The following is a 17,090-nucleotide window of genomic DNA, read 5'->3' on the forward strand; positions in this document are numbered from 1 at the left end:
TATTCTAAAATAACAGGAAAATTCCGAACGAGAAACAATGTGTTTCCTAAGTTCGGAATAATAGCTACTTTCTCTCTGTAGTTTTATTGAAAGGTAGCACCTAAATTAGTAACAATTTGTTTTTTACGAGAAACAACACCCTCTAATAATGCGCGGTTACCTGCTAATTGTACGCTAAAAGCATCTTCTACATTTCTGCTTGCTTTACCTAAGGCTAATACTTCCGAGTTACTGTTAATAATATCCGTAACAACTAATAAAAATAAATCTAACTTTTTATCTTCTATAATCTTTTCTATTTCTTTTTCAAGATCTGCTTGTTTTTCATAAATTTCTTCAAGATCTACTGCATTCACTTGTGCTATTTCAACTTTGGATGGCCCCATCATAAACTCTTTAGAATCCATTGCTAAGAGTTCGGCAATCGACTTATCGCTTAAATCAGTTCCCGCTTTTAACATATCAAGACCATATGTATCTAAATCAATATTCGCGATCTTCGCCAAGTCTTTTGCTGCTTTTATATCCTCTTCTGTACAAGTTGGAGATTTAAACAATAAAGTGTCGGAAATAATAGCAGAAAGAAGTAAAATAGCATTCTTTTCGTTTACTTCTAAATCGTTTTCTTTATATATTTTATTCAAAATTGTTGCCGTACAACCTACTGGTTCTGCTCTAAAAAGAAGTGGATCATTCGTCTCAAAGTTTGCAATACGATGATGATCAATTACTTCAGTAATTTTTACATCCTTAATATTATCTACTGATTGCTGAAATTCATTGTGGTCTACAAGAATAACTTCTTCCACACCTTCTTCTACTTTTTCAATGAAGCGAGGTGCCTCTACTTCAGCAAACTGTAAAACATATTCCGTCTCTTTATTCAGCGCTCCAAGTCTGACCGCCTCAACATTTTTTCCTAACATAGTCTTTAAATTTGCATATGCAATCGCTGAACAAATTGAGTCTGTATCAGGATTCTTATGCCCAAATATGAATGTTTTTCCCATTTCAATACCCCTAATTCAATAGTTATATGTACTACATTAACATATTTCTCCACAATTAGTTACATATTTAACTTGTTTTTCTACCTGTTATCTTCAATATTCGACATTTCAAGACGAAAGAGGTTTAAATTATGTTAAGATATATTTTACCTAATAAATGTTCGACGCGCAATACAGTTTTTTCAAAAAAGGTAGGTAATTTGTAGTGGGAAAAGTTATCATTATTGGAGCTGGAATTGTTGGCGCTTCAGCCGCCTATGAATTAGCTCAAAAAGGTTTTCATGTTACCTTAATTGATGAACATGCAGACGGTCGTGCAACTTCAGCTGCAGCGGGCATCATCTGTCCATGGGTAACTCGTAGAAGAAATAAAGCTTGGTATGAATTAGCTCGAAAAGGAGCCGCCTATATTGAACAGTTGATTTCCGAATTACATGCTGATGGAGAAAGGGATACTGGGTACAAAAAAATTGGCGCAATGCGATTGCATACTGATGTAGAGAAACTACACGAATTAAAAGAGATTGCATGTAAAAGAAGAGAGATTGCTCCGCAAATAGGTGAACTCACACTCTTATCAGAAAAAGAAACCCAGGAGAAACTTCCTATGTTAAATGGTACCTATTCTTCCTTATTTATCGAAGGAGCAGCACGTGTTGATGGTCGCGCGTTACGTGATTCCCTTATTTCAGCTGCAAAGAAATACGGTGCTATATATATAAAAGGAAAGGCGAATATCAATTCAAAGCAAAATAAAATAACCGGTGTAGAAGTCGGAGAAAAAAACGTTCATGCAGACATGGTCATCGCAACAAATGGGGTATGGATGCCCCAGCTTCTAAAACCTTTAGGCATAAACCTGAATATTACTGCGCAAAAAGGTGAAATCATCCATTTGCAAACAGACACAATCGATACATCCTCATTGCCTGTTGTGATGCCACCTAATAATCAATATATGTTACATTTTGATCGTGGCAAAATAGTTATCGGAGCCTCTCATGCAAATACTGACACACTCACAACAAACATTACAGCTAGCGGTATTCACTATATACTTGATGAAGCATTAAAGGTAGCCCCTGGATTAAGTAATTTATCGATCGTTGAAACTCGAGTTGGTTTTAGACCATTTACCTTTAATCACTTACCTATTTTCGGTAAAATCCCAGAAATAAATGGTTTACTGATTGCAAATGGACTAGGGGCATCTGGACTTACGACTGGACCTTTTATCGGAAAGCAACTTGCAGCAATGGTAGAAGGTTCTGAGCTAGATGTTGAATTGAACGCATATCGTGTTGAGCAAGTGTTGAAATAAATGAGAAAACAAGGGCGGTTTTATATCGCCTTTGATTTTTGTTGCTTTTTATTCGGTTCTATCCGGTTTAGAAATTCGACTACTTTTAAGTATATAAATTGGAAAATAGGACTTTGCACAAACGTAAAAATTAACGTAAAGATAAACACTGGTCCTCCAATTAATAACCCTAACAAGAGGATACTTGTTTCCGTAATAATCCGTACCTTTCCGATCGAGACACCAGTCTTATCTGAAATAGATAACATAAACCCGTCTCTTGGTCCAGATCCAATTCCTGCAGCATTATAAATTCCTCCGCCAATCCCCATAAATACAATTCCTGCAACAATAACAACGACGTCCATCCATGTATGAGAGGCCTTAGGTAGAAAATCTAGCCATAAATAAAAATCAACAAAAGATCCAACTAGAAAAGCGTTTAATATCGTACCAATACGGACATATGTCCTGTCTAAAATTAATGAAACGGTTACAAGGATTATTCCAATAATAATATTCCATGTACCAATCGTTAATCCGAACTTATCAAATAATCCTACATTCAGTACATCCCATGGATGTAGACCTAAATGTTGCATGTTGATTGTAACAGAAATCCCAAAACTAAAAAGAATCGTTCCAATCATAAATACTAGAAAACGTACATAAATCAATTCACTTCACTACTTTCAAGCAAAATTCAAGATGTATCGATTAGTAATCTCATCCGACAATTTTATGATGAGTCGGATCCCCTACAGGAAGAAATAAATTAGGGGAAGATGAGCAACTCTAACTTAGCGTGAACTTTTTATTGGTAACTGTTAAAACTAACTGAATCCCTTTTGGAACATTCCAAAATATTATCTTAAGTAAATTATACCATGGAAAATTTGTAAATCGAATCTTGCTGTTTAACTAACGTTTTGCTTTCCTCCTTTTAAGGTATATAAAAAATAAACCAAAGGGGAAAATCATGAAAAATCACAAGAGAAAATACCTTATAGCATTGCTTTTGTTTATTGTTATATTAATTCTCGTCATTTTTTACAATACAAATAAATCTTTACCAGAAAGAATCTCATATGAAGGCGAAACACATTATGTAGATGATGTAGAATTCTTATATAATCTGACTTATCAAGATGAGAATGGCATCACGATATATGAACAGGAAATTTTTTCAGAAATTGAAAAAATAATCGGAGAAGCGGAAGATGTTATTGTCGTTGATATGTTTCTATTTAATAATTACACAGACCAAGACAGAGATTTTCCTAAATTAAGTTCGAATCTAACAAACGCATTAATTACACAAAAAGAAAAACATCCTAATATCCAAATTATTTTTATTACTGATCCAGTAAATACGGGGTATCATTCATATGAAAATGAACTGCTTGAAAAACTGAAAGAGAACGGGATCGATGTGGTAGTTACAAGTTTAAATGAACTAAGAGATTCAAACCCTCTCTATTCAGGCATCTGGCGGATATTTTTCCAGATGTTTGGTCAGGAAGGGAAAGGTTGGCTGCCAAATCCGATTTCGTCAGACGCGCCAAAAGTTACACTACGCTCATACTTACTCTTGTTTAATGTAAAAGCAAATCATAGAAAAGTAGTAGCTACCGAAAAAGCAGCAATCATTACATCAGCAAATGCTCATGATGAAAGTGGTTTTTTCTCCAATACTGCATTTAAGGTGAGGGGGAACATAATCAATGACATTTTCGAATCGGAGCAAGCGGTCATCGACTATACAACCAAAGAGCACCCCATAAATATTAGAAAAAGAAAAGATTCTAAGGAAAAAAAAGAAGGAAATATTGCGATAAAATATCTAACTGAAGGAAAGATATATGAACACATATTACAAAATATTAACCAGACAAAGCAAGGAGATGAAATATGGCTAAGTATGTTTTATATAGCCGACAAAAAGGTGATCGATGCTTTAGTGGTTGCTGCAGATAGAGGGGTTCAAGTGAATATGATTCTCGATGCGAATAAAATTGCCTTCGGTCATACAAAAGCGGGTCTGCCGAATTTACCGACCTCTTCAGAAATGATTACACATGATAACATTCAAATTCGCTGGTATGATTCTGCAGAGGAACAATACCATCCAAAAATGATTTATATTAAAGATGAAAAGGATGGAATAATCATCGGAGGCTCAGCAAATTACACACAGAGAAACTTAGACGACCTCAATTTAGAGAATGATATAAAAATCGTGTCATCCTTAGATGAACAGGTAATGAAAGATATGGATGCTTATTTTCAACGTATGTGGAACAACGAGGACGGAATTTTTACAGCGGAATATGAAAAATATCAAGATACATTAACTCCTGCCAGAAAATTAACATACTGGGTCCAAAAATTAACAGGGTTAACGACGTATTAGCGAAAAGCAGTTGCTTCTTATGAAGAAGCGGCTGTTTTTTAAGGAGTAGAGAGTTTATTCGGCTATTTGATTGAAGCTGCGAGGAACAAAATACTGTCACGCTATCGTCATACTCTAATTTTTTCCTTAGGGTTCGCCACCTCTCAAAGGTAATCTAGCCAAATGCTGCAGGACACTTATTCAAGAAGCGCGCCCGATTGCCGAAGTTGATATGGAATCCTTAGTCTCTCCTATCCTCATAAATCTTTTTTAAAACAAATAATACGGTTGACCTCTCTAAATCCCAATTTTAGATGAACTGCCAAGCTCCCCTCATTTTCCAACTCACAATCACTTGCAAATTCACGACAACCTTTGTTTCGCGCCCATTCCTCACAAACATTCACCAGTTTTTTTGCAAATCCTTGTTCACGAAACGCATCTCTTACGAATAGTCCCTCTAAGTAGCCTACAGGACTTGAATTTGTTCCTTCAACATAATCATATCGCAATTGACATTGTGCAAACCCAATTGCTTTATTGTCACAATATGCCAAGAAAACTTTTGCGTCAGGCTGAGAAATAAGAAGACTCATTTCTTGAATTAATTCCTCTAATGTGTGGTCTGCCCACAGTAGTAGAGCGAGATTTGCAGCTTCTTTTGCTTCCTTTAATGTCGCTTCTTTTATCATCAAAAAACCTCCAAGTTTTTGAATAACATTAAACAATCTGGCTCGATAAATAAATAACTGTCTTATGCGGTCGCGACCGTTTGTTGAATACGAATACTATTAAACTTAACCCTATTTGTATTTTTGGATTACAGTCAACGAACCTATTCATTAAATGGTATCTCGATTGAATCTTTAACATACGTTGTCCCGTTACTGTTTTCGCCCAATACATCAATCCAAACATAATCATCGTTCCAATATAATTCGAAAGTATCCCACATTGAAAGATCCCTTATGTCCCATTCCTTATATCGACTCGGATCACTGTTCTTTTGACCATAATATATTCTGACAGGTGCATTGAAATTATAACGCTGTTTCGATCCCTTGGAATATGTGGATTTTCGAATCTGAATAGCATAATCCCCATATGGATCTTGTTTGGATGCAGTTGGAATATAACCAAGTTCTATGTACTCTACATTAAACGGAGTGGCGTTACTTGTTGCCTTAAAGCTAATTACCTCTGGGACTTGTTCTTCTCCATATAAAATAATTTTTGCCTCATTTTCATTGTTCCAGGTGATTTCAATATTCGATTCATCTAGTCTCTTACCATCATTAGATATACTTGTATCAAGATATTCATTTCTATATTTCAAACGAATGGAGGAAGGACCAAAGAAAAAGGGTTCTCCTTTTTCAATCACCTTAATTTTATTTACATCATTTGGAGAATCACTGACAACAAGGGTATTTTCTTTAATTTCTGTGTCGTAGTAGAATTTGATAGTCAAAAATAGAATGGGTCCAAAGATCAAAATTACTGCCCATATTAAACATCCCCACATAGACCTCATTTTTGTACGTGCGATATCTTGCTTTATATCCAAATAAACAGCCACCTTGTATTAATTATTTATTTCTAGCGAGTAATTAAAATATAATTTATTCAATTATCTGGCTGGTTCGTTGAACTTTTTTTATAAAGTATGTTTAATATTACATCGAAATCATAGCTTCCAGTGCAATAACAAACTGATCCAAGCAATAGAATTTTACATCCCCACATTCAATGATTCTATTAATTCTTCTATCATCGGAAAATAACAGAATGAACCCTTTTTCAGTGTTTTTTACCTTTATGTCCATATTCTTTTCTTTTATTTGTAGTTGTGGAAATCCTTGTTCTTTAACAATATTTGACGAGAAAGCAAATTCAATATTTTCATCAGTTTGAATTGGGAAGATTGATTCCATTTCACCTATGTATCCGTCTTTATCAATCCATATCATTAAACTTTGAGCATATCTGATTGGCAGACAATTATCATTCATCCGTTCAGTCCTAATTGAATATGTCCTTACTTCTTGAACTTTTCTTCCTTTAACCGTGATAGGGTCTTTTAAAATCTCAGTAACTTTTAACATATTTCAACCTATAAAATGAACCATATCATACGGATAATAAGGTGTATCTTTTAAACTACTATCGTCTAACCCAAGGGTTTTGGCAATCGCACCACATTCAAAACTCCAGTAACCGCTGTAAATAAGCTCATCCTCCTTTTTATGAGTATCGTACCATCCCATATCATCGTGGGCATCGTACCAATCTACTTCTAAGTAAGTTTTTAATAAAGATAATGCTTTTTCTTTATTTTCATCTTGGATGATATCATGTAATAGTGGATAAGGGTGACCAAAATGAAGAGAAGTAGTCCGAATTTCCCAAGTTGTATCGTAGGAATGAAGCAAGAAATCAATTAAATAATCTTCTACGCCATCTTTTATAATTAGCTGTTTTAATCGTTCCATTTGTGATGACTCAATATTTAACATATACCCTATTGACAATAGATAGACCATCTCTATATAATCGCCTTCTGAATCCCATGTTTTCTCCGCTATATCAATGACTTCAGGAACAAAGTCTTTGATCTTTTCTAGGGGAGCACCTGAGGAATATAATGCTTTCAATTTTCTAAAGTGAGCCCCAAAGAGATAGTTGTACCCACTTTCAACTCCATCATCGACTTCTCCTCTTTCTGCAATTACTTTCCTAATTACATTCGTAAATTTAGTAATTCGCTGTTCCTCATCTTCAATTAATTGATTAAAATACTTTTTACTTCTTAATTTATCTCTAACCATGAATTCACAATCCTCTGGTTCTACTTTTCAATTAAAGTAGAGCATCTATTGCAATTACAAAGTTATTTGAGCAATAGAATTTTACTTTTTCACATTCAATAACTTTATCGATTTGCGTATAATCGGAGAATAAAAGGATGAATCCACCTTTAGTGTTTTTAACTTTAATATCTTTATTTTCTTCAAAAACTTCTATCTTAGGGAGCCCTTTTTCTCTAACAAAATTTGATGTAAAACTAAATTCCATATCTTCTTCTGTCTGTACTGGGAATATCGACTCCATTTCGCCTATGTACCCATTTTCGTCAATCCATACCATTAAGCTTTGAGAATATCTGATTGGCAAACAATCATCATTCATTTTCTCAGTTGAAATAGAATAAGTATTAACTTCTTCTATAAAACTTGTCGTTATTTCAATATTTTCTTTTAATACATCTTTAATTTTGAACATTATACTCCCTGCTTTCTACCGTTTAAAAGTTGCTGGCCATATTCCGACTACTTCATTCGTGTCTGCATTAACAAATACACTAGTACCGGTTTTTGGATTTATATATTCTTGACTATTTCCTTGTGCTTTCTTTGGAGTATTTTTTAGCGCTTCAATAACATCGGCTGGCATGATATCTTTTCTCCCAGACTTAAAAAGCGAATTATAAGCATGAGGATTAAGTTTCATACCATTCTCGAAACCTTCGTCCAATATTTTATCAAAGGTGGGTCTTCGAAGCTTTCTCAAGTCAGGATTTCTATTAGCATTGTAAACTACTTCACTGCTCCCTAAACTTTTTCCAGCCCCAGTTTTCCCCTTACTAAACATCTGAAATTGATTTTCTACCACTTTAAAGCTTGGTCCTCCTGCACTGGCGAAAGCAGAATTAGGAAAGAACCCGAGATTATCTAACATTTCGTTTATTTGTCTTACTAGCCGATCTGCTTCTGCTTGGGTTAGTTCTTTTCCTTTTTTTGCGATTGCATGGCCGTGTGCTTTCGCCAATTGACTAAGCTGTGTCAATTTTTCTTGGGCATTCATGGCCTTCGTAGTTTGGAGTGCACGTGTACCTTTAGCAGCAGTTCCTACTTTTCCAGCACCTTTTGCAAGCCTTGCCGGTGGAACCACCGTTAAAATACTCCAACCGACGGATTCTAACCAGGCAGCGAAGCTTAAACTTTCTCCTGTAAAAGGATCCTTGCCATTAAATGCATGGTATAAATCATTTACGCCTACAATGTCTAAGCCAAACTCAGCAACGCCTTCCCAATTCATCGGCTCTTTCGGTTCTGTTGTCCGATTATAGGCTTGTAATTCCCGAATTTCTCTACTTAGTGACATCACATCATTTTCTTGTATATATTGCTGAACTACTGATACTGCTTCTATGTATGGATCGACGGGTTTTGTTTGAGGTAATATATCGTGTAATGGTGGCATTTTTTGATCAATATAATTCTTACCTCGTTTTTCTACTTCCCCTAATTCAAATTGTACTGCAGCCAGATCTTCAATTGCAAGATGGTCTTGAATATCTTGTATAATCGAGACATGGCTTTTAATCACATCTTCCTGTTCTTCATAATAAGCATACATTCGATTTAAATACTCACGTATATCATCCGTCTGTATCTTCAACTTTCCCACACCATCACCTCTTTCGAGTCCTGCCTTAATACATACCATACTCTTTCTGCAATTGTTTTACTTCATAACTTTCATAGCTCGTTATTCCACTACTTGGCATACCGTGATAAGCAGCCAATGTTTGATCTGTTTGTGCAAATTGTTCAGCAATTTCGGTTGCATTATCTTGAAGTGTAGTGATGTTTTTCGATAGAATTTCCATTAAATTAATTAATGTATCTGTATAATAATGAACTTGTCCCAAACTGCTCCGATCAATCCCTTGCTCTTCCAAGTTTTCTTTAAATTTAATAAGTGTACTAATCATCAGATCAGCACTGCCTTTTTCTTCATAAAGCACTTTATACAATTCTTCCATGCGATTCATATCGATAAGAATCTTACTCATACTTTCCCACTCCTTTTGCAAGGTTTAAATCCACCTATTTAAAACATATTCGCACTTTTCCGTTCCGCCTCAGAAATTTCATCATCCATTAGATTTACTAAATCAACGAGGATAGTAATATAATCTTCAGCCAATTTTGCACTTACCATATATTCATTTACCTGTTCACGATAGTTATTTATGGACTCCCCTGACAATTCAGCAAATATTCGATCAAATTCGCCTGTAATTTTATTCGTTGAATCCATAAATGCAGATAGTTGACTTTTAACATCTGATATTCCTTGGAGTGTTTTATCTGAATCATACTCAATGGTAACCTTCGCGCTTCCTCCACTACCAATTTCAAGCATTCGTTTACCCTCCCAGCATTTTTTTCACACTCTGATCAATGTTTGCTTTATTTAAATAATTTGCACGGTCTTCTGCTGATAATCCCATTAATTCTCTCGTATAATAGTTAAATAACTCTATTTTTGTCTGATACAATTGTTCTTTTCTTGCTCTAAGAGCTTCTAGACTATCCGAATAAGCTGTTTGATAATGTAATAGAAAGGAATCTAATTGATTGAATGTTTCTTCCGCAGCATTTTTTGATTGACTAGTATCCCAAAAATTTGAATGAATAGATGCTGGACAATAAAGCGCAACTGATTGAGCACTTTCCAGCCATTGGATTGCATTTTCCAATCGATTTATCCGCGTATCATAATCCATTCCGTCATTCCTCCCAGATTATTCAATTAAAAATTCTTGATTAATATTTCCTTTTTTAATCGGCGTACGCTTTTCCCATTCTTCGATGAAATCCAGTAATTCAGCATCTTCTTTGTACCCTTTAAAAAAAATTGTTTCAATATCTTCTTCATTAAAAAAATACATCTCTTCATTCACCATTCCAACTGGATACAAACAAGCCATATAATCCATATAAACATTTTCACTATGTATATTTTCAACGATTGGCTTTCTTCCGGTAATCATTAGTTTTTCTTCACCTTTTTTTAACATAACAACGCTTCCAATTGGTAACATAAATTCACCTCTTTTGATTCAATCAAAGATACTTTAACTTTCTATAGTAAACTAGATAATTATGCCTAGATTGCTTTGATAGAAAAATATCCCATTTTAACGCTACTTTAATAAAACTCCTTCCAATTGTAAAGAGTTTTTAATAGATTTAATAGTAAATGAATCAAAAAGATTACTCGCTTTCATAACTTCCATTCTTTAGCCTCTTGTTTATTCAACTATTTTATTTAAAATAATCTATTACACTTATTACTTTACTCCTAGTAAATATCCTAAATATTACTTTATTTTTAACAAAAAAGGTCTCGATCCATTAACGGAATCAAAACCTTTTAAGTAACTGCTTATTTTATGTTGTATGCCCCATGCATGACAGGACCTACATATTCATTTAATTTCCAACCATGTTTAATAGCGGCAGTAACAAATTGCTTAGCCGCTGACACTGCATCTTTTACTGATTTACCTTGAACTAAATTTGCTGTAATCGCTGCAGCAAAGGTACATCCCGCACCATGATTATAATTAGTAGCAATTTTATCTTCTTCTAATATAGTAAACGTTTGACCATCGTAAAATAAATCGATTGCTTTTACATGTTCAAGTGCTTTGCCACCTTTAATAATGACATTTTGCGCACCTAGTTTGTGTATTTTGACTGCTGCATCTTTCATTCCTTCAACAGTCTTGATTGGACCTGTTTTTGCAAGTTGGCCCGCTTCGAATAAATTAGGGGTAACAATTGTTGCTCTAGGGATAAGCAATTCGCGTAGTGCTTCTGTATTTTCAGGTTGTAGTACTTCATCTTCTCCTTTACAGACCATCACAGGGTCAATGACTACATGATTTACTTTATATTGATCAATTTTTTTGGCTCCCAGTTTGATTATCTCAACAGAACCAAGCATCCCAGTCTTCATTCCATCAATTTCAACAGATAAGATTGTATTAAGCTGTTTTTCAACGATCTCTAGGTCTATTGGGAATACACCATGGCTCCAATTATTTTCTGGATCCATTGTGACTATTGAAGTTAACGCTGTCATGCCATAGACACCATATTCCTGGAATGTTTTTAAATCAGCTTGAATACCAGCTCCACCACTTGAATCAGATCCTGCAAATGTTAATACTTTTTTCATGTATGTTCCAACTTTCTGTCATAAGAAATTTTTAGTATATTACTAGAATAATAAAAATGTTTCTAAAATAAAAGAGTTTTTATTTTAATACAAATAAAAAATAATTTATACCCTACTACTTGTTTAGCAATACTATAACCTCATTTGTAAGAAATTATTGCAGTATTTATCTAACAAGATATACATAAAAAGCCAGAAATAACCTTGACATAAATATATCTGTTAACTATAATGTGACTACCTAAGAAATGCTTTGTCGACAATTGACAGAAAGAGACCGGGACAAAACAAGCTAGTAAGTAAATATAGAACAACTTTTAGAGAACGCTTACAAAAACACGTTTTTTGACAAAAAGAAGGGGGAGAAGACATGATTGACAGGATTGTTCAATTATCGGATTGGATATGGGGACCGCCGATGATTATTTTATTATTTATTAGCGGTATTTTTTTAACAGTAAGATTAGGTTTTTTTCACCTTAGATATGCTAAATATATTTTCGGACAAACAGTTGGAAGTCTATTTAAGAAACAAAATCCTACAAAGCAGGCAGAAGGTACAATTTCACCGTTTCAAGCTCTTACTTCTGCACTGGCCTGTACAATCGGTGCAGGTAATATTGTAGGTGTACCTGTTGCTATCATGTTAGGTGGACCAGGAGCTATTTTCTGGATGTGGGTTATCGCATTATTAGCAGGTGCAATAAAGTTTTCAGAAGTTGTACTAGCTGTCCGGTACCGTGAAAAAAATGCAAAAGGCGAATACGTCGGTGGTCCGATGTATTACATAACTAAAGGATTGAAGATGAAATGGCTTGGTGTTTGGTTTGCTGTTGCCCTTATGTTTGAAGTAGCTGCAAGCAATATGGTACAAGCAAACTCACTTGCTTTATCTGTTAAAGAAACATTTAATATTAGCCCAATAGTAACTGGGATTATTACGATGATTTTAGTAGGCGCAGTTATTATTGGCGGTATTAAGCGAATAGGAAGCTTTACTGAAAAATTTGTTCCATTTATGGTATTTATCTATTTGGCTGGAGCATTATTCATTATAATAATGAATATCAATATGGTTGGAGAAGTTTTTGGCTTAATATTCGGTTATGCATTTAAACCTATGGCAGCTGCTGGCGGGTTTGGGGGTGCAGTAATTGCTCAGGCAATCAGACACGGATTTGCGCGTGGAGTTTATTCGAACGAAGCTGGTGTAGGTACAGCACCAATTGCTCATGCTACAGCGACAACAGATCATCCGGTTAGACAGGGTCTATGGGGCCTTGCAGAGGTCGTAATTGATACGTTGGTCGTATGTACAGCAACTGCTTTTGTTATATTGTCTACAGGGGTATGGAAAGCTGAAGGCGCTGGTGATGATCCTTCTGCATTAACTTCCATCGCATTCTCCGAGGGGTTAGGGACCATTGGTGGGTATGTTGTAACCATTTCACTGTTATTCTTTGTAGTGTCTACTGTAATCGTATTGTCTTTCTATGGAGAAAAACAAGCTGAGTTCCTGTTTGGACATAAGGCCGTTTGGGTTATGAAAGTAGTCTATGTACTTTCCATTTTAATTGGTGCGGTTGGTGGAGCAAAAGTAATGTGGAGTCTTCTAGACATTAGCCTAGCAGCAATGGCAATCCCGAATATTATTGCTTTACTATTATTAAGTAAAGAAGTAGTTAGACTTAAAAACGAATATTTCAATTCAATGGACTTTTACTTAGGAGATATCCGTCGAAAGAAAAGTGCATAACTAATAAAATATTACTGATGAACTTTATAGTTCATCGGTAATTTTTATTCTTCCTTGAATGGCCGATTGCCTAAAGTTATCGGGGATTATGAGATGGTAAATATAATCGATGTTAGATTGTTTCGCTAAAACCATCTCTGTAACATGCTCTTTTCTCATTCTGTTTGCCTTTGGACATCTTTCTAATCGTCCATAAGGGGTCATTCGATTTGTTCGGAGATAGTAGCTGCCTACTGCCCGGACTGCATCAGGTCTATTGATCTTTTCCGCAATTTCTGTGTATGTAACTGTTTGCCCGTAAGGAATTTCCATCAGTGCCCGCCAAACTGTCCGTTGAAATTCTGTGCCATGAAAATCATCGGCAATGAAAATTCCTTAATTCGTCCCTCAAAATAATAAACCAATTCTTTTTTGTAAGGTTCCATCACATTCGCATCTTCCAAAAATTCATAATTCGGAAGGTGTTTTTTGGATCCCTTAATCATTTTATTATTTTTTTATAAATTTAATATAACTACCCGTTTATAACAACTCCGCCGTTCACGTGAATAAATTGTCCCCCCATATACAAGGAATCTTCCGATGCCAAAAATACGTAGGCTGGGGCGATTTCCCACGGTTGTCCGGCTCGTTTCATTGGTGCGCTCATTCCCCAATTTGCCACTTGGGAGGCCGGAAAGGATGCTGGAATTAGTGGTGTCCACATGTTTCCAGGGCAAACACCATTCACGCGAATTCCTTTATGGTGCAATGATTTGGAAAGCGAGCGAGTAAAGGAGACGATCGCCCCTTTTGTCGCGGAATAATCAATTAATTGTTTATTTCCTTCATAGGCCGCCAAAGAGCCAGCATTAATAATTGTGCTTCCACTTTTTAAATAGGGCAAGGCAGCTTTTGTTATATGAAAAATGGAGAAAAAATTGGTTCGAAAAGTCTTTTCAATTTGCTCTGTCGTAATAAATTCCAAACCTGTTTTTACATGTTGTTCGGCCGCATTATTAACTAAAATATCTAATTTACCAAATTCAGTTATTGTTTGCTCAACAATTTGTTTACAGAAGTTTTCATCTCCAATATCTCCCGGGATAAGTAGACACTTTTGATCTTTTTCTTCAACAGCTTGTTTTGTTTCCTCTGCATCCCGATGTTCATTTAAATAAACAACGGCAACATCCGCCCCTTCCTTGGCAAAAGCAACTGCAATCGCACGACCTTGCCCACTGTCCCCACCGGTGATAATGGCGACTTTACCCTTTAATTTTCCGCTACCAATATAGTTTGGATTATCAAAAACGGGTCTTGGAACCATTTCCGTTTCGAGCCCCGGCTGCTGGGACTGCTCCTGTGTCGGGTATGGTGGGATTGGTTTCATATCGTTATTATTATTCATCATTTCATTTTCCTTTCATTCACTTTGATAATTTGGATAAACATCTTGTGCGGTTTGGATATCAAGCAGCATTGGGACTTGTTTAGTTTGCGCTAATTGCAGTAATTTTTCAAGTTCATTTTCATCTTTAACTATATGGGCCTCCCAACCGCAGGCTTTAGCAAGTGCGGCAAAATCGGGATTTGTGATATCGGTTCCCTCCGCAATAAGTCCCTTGAACGTCATTTTGTTTTTTTCCATTTGTAGTTTCCCATTATTAAAGACAACTACGGTAATTGGCAGTTTATATCTTGTTGCAGTAAGTAAATCGGCCAATACCATTCCAAGCCCTCCATCACCTGTAATACAAATAACCTGATTTTCCGGCATCGTTAATTTTGCAGAAAGAGCTGCTGGAAGGCCAAAGCCCATTGTACGCCAGTTCTGCGAGAGAAGAATAGCGCGACATTGTGTTTTAAAATTTTCCATAAACCAAAGGGTTGAATCCCCTTCATCCAATGCGATAATTGTTTCCTTCGTAATATTTCGTTCAATTGCATTTACAATAGATGATGGGGATATGGGGGACGGGGAATTTCCGCTTTCTTTTTTTAGTGACCACATTTGATGACACCCACAGATCTGATTAATCCATTCCTCATTAGGTGTATGGAACTGCAATTTTTCATTAAGGATTGTTATAATGCTACGTATTGAACCCGTAATCCCGTGATCTGTCGGCATTCCTTCTCCAATTTTCATTTCATTATCTTGAATTTGAATGATCTTAGTTGCCACCGGTGAAAACCCAGCCGGCCACCAGGAGGTCCCAATTGCCAAAATAACATCTGCTTGTTTGAATAATGGTGTTACATTTGGGTTACCACCTTCACCGATCCCCCCCAAATAGAAGGGAAAATCATTTGCAAACATTCCAATTGCCCCATATGCGGTCACAATACCACTGCCCCAATGCGCAGCTAACTTTTGAATTTCGGGGTTTAGAGTTCTTGTCTGATTTCCAACCATCATCATTGGGGATGTCGCACTTTCCATTATGCTAACGGTCTCATCAAATTGTTCCGGGCGGTGAAAAACTGGCTTTTTTTTGACTGGTTGATGGGGCTGTGCATAGGTTATATGTTCAAATAGATCTGTGGGGATAGATAAATGTGCAACTGTGTTCATAGATACAGCCGTATGTATTCCCTTTGCAAGAGCAACAACTGCCACATCCGGATGAACAACAAGTTCGCTGTACCCGGAAATTGCCTGCATCAATTGTTGTTGATTAATTAGTTGTTTATATGGCGTTCCGATTTTTTTAAGTGGCGACTGTCCGGTTATCGCTAGAACAGGGGCCTTATCCAAGTATGCATCCCCCAATCCATTTATTAAATTTGCTAACCCGGGACCCATTTGGGCGATACAAACACCGATATTCCCTGTTAATTTAGCCTCCGCTGATGCCATCATTGCTGCAACGGATTCATGTTTAACACTTATAAACCGGATTTTATTTTGTTTTGCAATAGCATCCAATAACCCAAAAATGGCATCACCGACTACACCATAAATTCGTTTAACACCCCATAGATGAAGTTGTTCAATTATTGTCTCAGCAACCGTGCTCGAGTTAGGTAGTTGTTGAATAGGGTCTATTTGATTTTCATTAGATGGCATTTATTTAACTCCTTTACTCATGTAAAACATTCTAATTGCCCGGTAGTTTCCCCAGTATTCCCCCCATTATTCCGGAAAAATGTCAAGAATAGGAATATTTATTTTAAACACACTACATGTATGTTTAATTAAGAATGGATGGTGAAGAAAGATGGTTTGGGATGGTTGGTCATTACATCGAATTATAGTTCTGGCAATGGGATTGTTATTTCTTGTGATTTTTATACAGGTAACACTATTTCACTATCGGCAAAATTTTCGCCATTGGTCTATGTGGATACCTGTAACTGCTACACCGCTGTTTGGCTTATTACTCATCATTTATACCTTTTATCATGCAAACTGGTTATTATTATTGTTAACAGTATTGCTCGTGGTTGGGGTGCTTGCAGGTTTGTTTGGCTCATTTATGCATATTAAAGGAATTGGAAAAAGGGTGGACGGCTATAAATTGCGTAATTTTCTAATCGGTCCACCACTTACACTTCCGTCCTTAATTACTGCAGCTAGTGTTCTGGGTTTGTTTGCGCTGCATTGGAGGTGAA

20 protein-coding genes are annotated in these 17,090 nt (G+C 36.0%); 4 read left to right on the forward strand and 16 right to left on the reverse strand.

All coding sequences use genetic code 11. From position 1 onward, the window contains the following. Positions 1 to 83: 83 nt before the first annotated feature. Complete coding sequence (locus tag SPD48_RS15860; protein WP_336259104.1) at positions 84 to 1,010, reverse strand: manganese-dependent inorganic pyrophosphatase; 927 nt, start codon at positions 1,008 to 1,010, stop codon at positions 84 to 86. Between the two features lie 205 nt (positions 1,011 to 1,215). Here SPD48_RS15860 and SPD48_RS15865 point away from each other — a divergent pair, with 205 nt between their 5' ends. Continuing rightward, a complete protein-coding gene (locus tag SPD48_RS15865) occupies positions 1,216 to 2,331 on the forward strand; it encodes an NAD(P)/FAD-dependent oxidoreductase (RefSeq protein ID WP_336259105.1) in 1,116 nt (371 codons plus the stop codon). A gap of 20 nt (positions 2,332 to 2,351) precedes the next feature. Here the strand turns inward: SPD48_RS15865 and SPD48_RS15870 are convergent, their stop codons facing one another. Next, positions 2,352 to 2,960, reverse strand: a complete 609-nt coding sequence (locus tag SPD48_RS15870) for a YczE/YyaS/YitT family protein (RefSeq protein WP_442962168.1) — start codon at positions 2,958 to 2,960, stop codon at positions 2,352 to 2,354. A gap of 329 nt (positions 2,961 to 3,289) precedes the next feature. On the opposite strand from SPD48_RS15870, the gene SPD48_RS15875 reads away from it, so the two are divergent. Continuing rightward, on the forward strand, positions 3,290 to 4,723 hold the full coding sequence (locus tag SPD48_RS15875) for a phospholipase D family protein (RefSeq protein ID WP_336259107.1): 1,434 nt from the start codon (positions 3,290 to 3,292) through the stop codon (positions 4,721 to 4,723). A 236-nt stretch (positions 4,724 to 4,959) separates the two neighbouring features. Here SPD48_RS15875 and aac(6') read toward each other — a convergent pair whose 3' ends face one another. The 11 genes from aac(6') to pdxK all read right to left on the reverse strand — a co-directional run bounded on the left by aac(6') (position 4,960) and on the right by pdxK (position 11,737). Continuing rightward, positions 4,960 to 5,394, reverse strand: a complete 435-nt coding sequence (gene aac(6') / locus SPD48_RS15880; RefSeq protein WP_336259108.1) for an aminoglycoside 6'-N-acetyltransferase — start codon at positions 5,392 to 5,394, stop codon at positions 4,960 to 4,962. Positions 5,395 to 5,537: 143 nt separating this feature from the next. Continuing rightward, positions 5,538 to 6,269: a hypothetical protein gene (locus tag SPD48_RS15885; RefSeq protein WP_336259109.1), complete on the reverse strand. Its 732-nt coding sequence runs from the start codon at positions 6,267 to 6,269 to the stop codon at positions 5,538 to 5,540. A gap of 109 nt (positions 6,270 to 6,378) precedes the next feature. Beyond that, a complete protein-coding gene (locus SPD48_RS15890; RefSeq protein ID WP_336259110.1) occupies positions 6,379 to 6,807 on the reverse strand; it encodes a hypothetical protein in 429 nt (142 codons plus the stop codon). A 3-nt stretch (positions 6,808 to 6,810) separates the two neighbouring features. Next, a complete protein-coding gene (locus SPD48_RS15895; RefSeq protein ID WP_336259111.1) occupies positions 6,811 to 7,530 on the reverse strand; it encodes a PoNi-like cognate immunity protein in 720 nt (239 codons plus the stop codon). Positions 7,531 to 7,561: 31 nt separating this feature from the next. Continuing rightward, positions 7,562 to 7,984 (reverse strand): hypothetical protein, encoded by a 423-nt coding sequence (locus SPD48_RS15900; RefSeq protein WP_336259112.1) that lies wholly within the window; start codon positions 7,982 to 7,984, stop codon positions 7,562 to 7,564. 15 nt (positions 7,985 to 7,999) lie between these two features. Then, positions 8,000 to 9,172 (reverse strand): pre-toxin TG domain-containing protein, encoded by a 1,173-nt coding sequence (locus tag SPD48_RS15905; RefSeq protein WP_336259113.1) that lies wholly within the window; start codon positions 9,170 to 9,172, stop codon positions 8,000 to 8,002. A gap of 25 nt (positions 9,173 to 9,197) precedes the next feature. Next, entirely contained in the window at positions 9,198 to 9,560 is a 363-nt protein-coding gene (locus SPD48_RS15910; protein ID WP_336259114.1) for a hypothetical protein, read from the reverse strand. Positions 9,561 to 9,598: 38 nt separating this feature from the next. Continuing rightward, complete coding sequence (locus SPD48_RS15915; RefSeq protein WP_336259115.1) at positions 9,599 to 9,913, reverse strand: hypothetical protein; 315 nt, start codon at positions 9,911 to 9,913, stop codon at positions 9,599 to 9,601. Between the two features lie 4 nt (positions 9,914 to 9,917). Further along, positions 9,918 to 10,277 carry a hypothetical protein gene (locus SPD48_RS15920; RefSeq protein ID WP_336259116.1) on the reverse strand — a complete coding sequence of 120 codons (360 nt, stop codon included), beginning with the start codon at positions 10,275 to 10,277 and terminating at the stop codon, positions 9,918 to 9,920. A gap of 18 nt (positions 10,278 to 10,295) precedes the next feature. Further along, a complete protein-coding gene (locus SPD48_RS15925; protein ID WP_336259117.1) occupies positions 10,296 to 10,595 on the reverse strand; it encodes a DUF4176 domain-containing protein in 300 nt (99 codons plus the stop codon). 344 nt (positions 10,596 to 10,939) lie between these two features. Next, entirely contained in the window at positions 10,940 to 11,737 is a 798-nt protein-coding gene (gene pdxK, locus SPD48_RS15930) for a pyridoxine/pyridoxal/pyridoxamine kinase (protein WP_336259118.1), read from the reverse strand. 370 nt (positions 11,738 to 12,107) lie between these two features. Here pdxK and SPD48_RS15935 point away from each other — a divergent pair, with 370 nt between their 5' ends. Further along, complete coding sequence (locus SPD48_RS15935; protein WP_336259119.1) at positions 12,108 to 13,493, forward strand: alanine/glycine:cation symporter family protein; 1,386 nt, start codon at positions 12,108 to 12,110, stop codon at positions 13,491 to 13,493. Between the two features lie 24 nt (positions 13,494 to 13,517). On the opposite strand, the gene SPD48_RS15940 is transcribed toward SPD48_RS15935, so the two are convergent. The 3 genes from SPD48_RS15940 to SPD48_RS15950 all read right to left on the reverse strand — a co-directional run bounded on the left by SPD48_RS15940 (position 13,518) and on the right by SPD48_RS15950 (position 16,545). Continuing rightward, positions 13,518 to 13,805, reverse strand: a complete 288-nt coding sequence (locus tag SPD48_RS15940) for an MGMT family protein (protein ID WP_336259120.1) — start codon at positions 13,803 to 13,805, stop codon at positions 13,518 to 13,520. A 202-nt stretch (positions 13,806 to 14,007) separates the two neighbouring features. Continuing rightward, positions 14,008 to 14,883 (reverse strand): SDR family oxidoreductase, encoded by an 876-nt coding sequence (locus SPD48_RS15945; protein WP_336259121.1) that lies wholly within the window; start codon positions 14,881 to 14,883, stop codon positions 14,008 to 14,010. Between the two features lie 15 nt (positions 14,884 to 14,898). Then, on the reverse strand, positions 14,899 to 16,545 hold the full coding sequence (locus tag SPD48_RS15950) for a thiamine pyrophosphate-binding protein (RefSeq protein ID WP_336259122.1): 1,647 nt from the start codon (positions 16,543 to 16,545) through the stop codon (positions 14,899 to 14,901). Positions 16,546 to 16,696: 151 nt separating this feature from the next. Between SPD48_RS15950 and SPD48_RS15955 the strand changes: the two genes are divergently transcribed. After that, positions 16,697 to 17,089, forward strand: a complete 393-nt coding sequence (locus SPD48_RS15955; RefSeq protein WP_336259123.1) for a hypothetical protein — start codon at positions 16,697 to 16,699, stop codon at positions 17,087 to 17,089. The last annotated feature ends 1 nt before the right edge of the window (position 17,090 follow it).

Source organism: Pseudogracilibacillus sp. SE30717A, assembly GCF_037071985.1.
Taxonomy (GTDB): Bacteria; Bacillota; Bacilli; order Bacillales; family Amphibacillaceae; genus Pseudogracilibacillus.

Bases quoted from the DNA above. Each gene is read 5' to 3' on its own strand.
- SPD48_RS15940 (WP_336259120.1), bottom strand. From the start codon at position 13,805: ATGGAAATTCCTTACGGGCAAACAGTTACATACACAGAAATTGCGGAA.
- SPD48_RS15860 (WP_336259104.1), bottom strand. From the start codon at position 1,010: ATGGGAAAAACATTCATATTTGGGCATAAGAATCCTGATACAGACTCA.
- SPD48_RS15890 (WP_336259110.1), bottom strand. From the start codon at position 6,807: ATGTTAAAAGTTACTGAGATTTTAAAAGACCCTATCACGGTTAAAGGA.
- SPD48_RS15870 (WP_442962168.1), bottom strand. From the start codon at position 2,960: ATGATTGGAACGATTCTTTTTAGTTTTGGGATTTCTGTTACAATCAAC.
- SPD48_RS15925 (WP_336259117.1), bottom strand. From the start codon at position 10,595: ATGTTACCAATTGGAAGCGTTGTTATGTTAAAAAAAGGTGAAGAAAAA.
- SPD48_RS15875 (WP_336259107.1), top strand. From the start codon at position 3,290: ATGAAAAATCACAAGAGAAAATACCTTATAGCATTGCTTTTGTTTATT.
- SPD48_RS15900 (WP_336259112.1), bottom strand. From the start codon at position 7,984: ATGTTCAAAATTAAAGATGTATTAAAAGAAAATATTGAAATAACGACA.
- SPD48_RS15915 (WP_336259115.1), bottom strand. From the start codon at position 9,913: ATGCTTGAAATTGGTAGTGGAGGAAGCGCGAAGGTTACCATTGAGTAT.
- SPD48_RS15945 (WP_336259121.1), bottom strand. From the start codon at position 14,883: ATGAATAATAATAACGATATGAAACCAATCCCACCATACCCGACACAG.
- SPD48_RS15950 (WP_336259122.1), bottom strand. From the start codon at position 16,545: ATGCCATCTAATGAAAATCAAATAGACCCTATTCAACAACTACCTAAC.
- SPD48_RS15935 (WP_336259119.1), top strand. From the start codon at position 12,108: ATGATTGACAGGATTGTTCAATTATCGGATTGGATATGGGGACCGCCG.
- SPD48_RS15955 (WP_336259123.1), top strand. From the start codon at position 16,697: ATGGTTTGGGATGGTTGGTCATTACATCGAATTATAGTTCTGGCAATG.
- SPD48_RS15910 (WP_336259114.1), bottom strand. From the start codon at position 9,560: ATGAGTAAGATTCTTATCGATATGAATCGCATGGAAGAATTGTATAAA.
- pdxK (WP_336259118.1), bottom strand. From the start codon at position 11,737: ATGAAAAAAGTATTAACATTTGCAGGATCTGATTCAAGTGGTGGAGCT.
- SPD48_RS15920 (WP_336259116.1), bottom strand. From the start codon at position 10,277: ATGGATTATGATACGCGGATAAATCGATTGGAAAATGCAATCCAATGG.
- SPD48_RS15895 (WP_336259111.1), bottom strand. From the start codon at position 7,530: ATGGTTAGAGATAAATTAAGAAGTAAAAAGTATTTTAATCAATTAATT.